Source organism: Arsukibacterium indicum, from assembly GCF_019100565.1.
Taxonomy (GTDB): domain Bacteria; phylum Pseudomonadota; class Gammaproteobacteria; order Enterobacterales; family Alteromonadaceae; genus Alishewanella; species Alishewanella indicum.
Map to the genome: position 1 here is coordinate 1 of NZ_JAHRID010000017.1, position 3,211 is coordinate 3,211.

General features: G+C 45.1%; 3 protein-coding genes and 1 tRNA gene. All 4 read left to right on the plus strand.

Features of this window, described 5'->3' with window-relative positions; genetic code table 11:
* The first annotated feature begins 308 nt into the window (after positions 1-308).
* Complete coding sequence (murB, locus tag KQY15_RS18895; RefSeq protein ID WP_254795859.1) at positions 309-1,349, plus strand: UDP-N-acetylmuramate dehydrogenase; 1,041 nt, start codon at positions 309-311, stop codon at positions 1,347-1,349.
* Positions 1,342-2,325: a bifunctional biotin--[acetyl-CoA-carboxylase] ligase/biotin operon repressor BirA gene (gene birA, locus KQY15_RS18900; RefSeq protein ID WP_254795861.1), complete on the plus strand. Its 984-nt coding sequence runs from the start codon at positions 1,342-1,344 to the stop codon at positions 2,323-2,325. The genes murB and birA overlap by 8 nt, the downstream gene beginning before the upstream one ends.
* The gene (locus KQY15_RS18905; RefSeq protein ID WP_217671460.1) at positions 2,326-3,021 is read left to right on the plus strand and encodes a type III pantothenate kinase; all 696 of its coding nucleotides are present in this window, start codon (positions 2,326-2,328) and stop codon (positions 3,019-3,021) included.
* Positions 3,022-3,132: 111 nt separating this feature from the next.
* A tRNA-Thr gene (locus tag KQY15_RS18910) sits at positions 3,133-3,208 on the plus strand.
* Positions 3,209-3,211 lie beyond the last annotated feature (3 nt).

The following is a 3,211-nucleotide window of genomic DNA, read 5'->3' on the forward strand; positions in this document are numbered from 1 at the left end:
TACACCGCCAGGCTCCCAATTCAATAAAACAGCCCCTCTCGAAAGAGCAGGGGCTTTTTTATTGACTGAGATTTGGTGACGGTGTACTGCTCGAGCAGGGCGACCCCATGCGACAAACATGCCCGGAGCATGTTTGGACAGCTTCAGCTGGCCGCGAAGCGGCGAACCCCAGGGATGGGGTGAGCAAAGTTGTACACTGCTGGGAGGCCAGCCCCGCAGCCTCCTAATTCAATAAAACAGCCCCTCTCGAAAGAGCAGGGGCTTTTTTATTGACTGTGAAATTGCGCTGGAGATTTATCGGCTTTACAATGGCGCCATATATTGTCAGTGGCCTTACTATGCATATCCTCCACGATCAGCCTGCAGAGCTCTATTCCACTTTTCGTTTGAAAACCCGCCTGGCTACCGTTATTGAAGTAATTAATCTGGCTGATTTACAGCAGCTAGACATTAGCTCAGTACCATTGGTACTGGGAGAGGGCAGCAATACCATTTTCCTTGAACAGCAAAACAGACCTATCATTCGTTTTATCGGTACAACTATAACAGAAAAGTGGTTGGATAAAGATCACTGTTTATTGCATGTCGAAGCGGGTCATAACTGGCATCAGCTGGTTGCTGCAACCGTTGCAAAGCAACTGTGGGGGATTGAAAACCTCGCGTTAATTCCGGGTTCGGTTGGTGCTGCACCTGTACAGAATATCGGTGCCTATGGTGTTGAACTGGCCGACGTTTGTGCCTATGTTGATTTTTTTAACTGGAAAACAAACTCTGTAAAGCGGTTTAATACGCAAGCTTGTAAGTTTGGCTATCGGGACAGTGTGTTTAAAAATGAGTTAGCAGGTAAAGGTATTATTGTTGCAGTTGGGCTTACATTGTCAAAGATAGCAAAGCCAGTGCTTAGCTATCAAGGGCTGGATACATTAGCGGCTACCAGTTCAATAACAGATATTTATAACCAGGTTATAGTTACCCGCAACAGTAAGTTACCCGATTACAGGAAGTTGGCAAATTGCGGGAGTTTTTTCAAGAACCCGGTTATTAGTAACGATACCTTTCAGCAATTGAAAATTAAGTATCCAGCTATTCCTGGATTCAAACAATCAGACGGCAAGGTAAAAGTGGCTGCGGCCTGGCTGATAGACCAGCAAGGTTTTAAAGGGTTTAGTAGGAATGATATTGGTTGCTATGAAAGACAGCCCCTGGTAATCGTAAATTATGGTAATGGCAGGGCGGAAGATTTACTGTCTTTAATCGGCTCGATTCAGAACAAAGTGAATTTGGCATACCAGATATATCTTGAACCCGAGGTACGGTTGCTGGACAGTCATGGTCAGCAATATGTCTAAAACCAGCCTGCTTTGTCAGCGCCAGTTATTACAATATCTGGTCGATGGTAATTTCTATTCAGGACAATGGCTGGCGGAACAACTTGGTGTAAGCAGGACAGCAGTAGCCAACTATCTGCACGAGCTCAAGCATCATGGTTTGGAAATCTTCAGCGTAAAAGGCCGAGGCTATAAATTAGCTCAAGTTATTCAACTGCTTGATGCTAATAAAATCAAAAGCCTGCAACCAGCTGGAATTTCACAAATTCTGGTTCAGCATATTACTGACTCTACTAACAGCCAACTGCTGCAGCGGTTGCAGACTGGACAAATGCTGGAACCAGGTACCGTTATTGTAGCTGAGGCCCAGTCGGCAGGCCGTGGCAGGCGCGGGCGTTCGTGGTATTCACCTTTTGGCAGTAATCTTTATTTTTCATGTTACTGGCGGCTGGAGCAGGGTGTGCCTGCTGCGATGGGATTAAGTTTAGTTGTTGCGCTGGCCGTATGCAGACTGCTGCACAATCAGTATGCAATAAATGCGAAAGTTAAATGGCCAAACGATATTTATGTAAACAACAGTAAACTGGCAGGTATTCTGGTTGAATTGTCAGGTCAGGTTGATGCAGGCTGTGATGTTGTTATCGGCATCGGATTAAACATTAGTATGTCAGAGCAGAGTAGCCAGCATATTGATCAGCCCTATACTGATCTTCGATCAGAAATGATGCAGCATATTGACCGCAACATCCTAATTGTCAGGTTACAGCAGCAACTCGTTAATGTGCTGAAGGAGTTTAGTGCAAATGGCTTTGCACATTTTGTCACCGAGTATAATCAGCATGATTTATATGCAAACCGCAAGGTTTCATTACTTGGGAAATCACCCATTGTCGGAATATGTCGGGGTGTTGATAAACAAGGTGGCATTATTATCGACAATGGCAGCACTACAGACGTTTACTACGGTGGCGAATTAAGTTTACGGCCGGGAGACTAAATGTACTTACTACTCGATATTGGTAATACCCGTGAAAAAGCAGCGATATTCAATTCCGGCACGATAAGCGCATTACCGCAGTTAACTGCTGAAGCTCTGAAAGATCTGCCTCTGGTGGCGGTTTACTTTGCCAGTGTTGCAAATGACCAGCGACTCCATGCATTAAAACTCAAATTAGAGATCGATCACTTACCATGGCGGCAGATTGGTTCTCAGGCCCAGGCTTTTGGGGTGACAAATTGTTATGCTGAACCACATTTACTTGGGGTTGACCGCTGGTTAGCTTTGTTAGGTGCTAACCAGCGCTTTACAAATCAGTCAGTAATGATTGTGGATGCAGGAACAGCGCTGACAATTGACTGGCTAGATCAGCATGGCATGCACCTTGGTGGTTGGATTATGCCGGGCTTACGTTTGCAGCAGCAAAGTGTTGTGCAGCAAACTGCAAAGGTATTTAACAAAGAAATGCTGGATGCCAGAATAACTCCCGGTAGAGAGACGGCCGCTTGTTTGCAAAATGGCTGTTTGGCAGCAGTTATCGGCGCAATAAAGCAAGGTTGGCTATTAAATAAAGCTGAACACTTAGTTCTTACCGGCGGAGACGCATTGTATCTGAAACCTCAGTTGTCTGATTTAGTTATCAGCACCGAACCTTTATTGATTTTTCAGGGTCTTGGCCGATATATTGACCACTAATGCTTTATTTGCACAGGAATTGAGCGTTCAGACAAGAAAAATGGTCTTTTTTGTTTTTTTCTATTGCGCCGCTTCCGGCATTCTACTAGAATTCGCACCCACTGACGTAGTGCCGCTTTAGCTCAGTTGGTAGAGCAACTGACTTGTAATCAGTAGGTCATCCGTTCGACTCGGATAAGCGGCACCATTA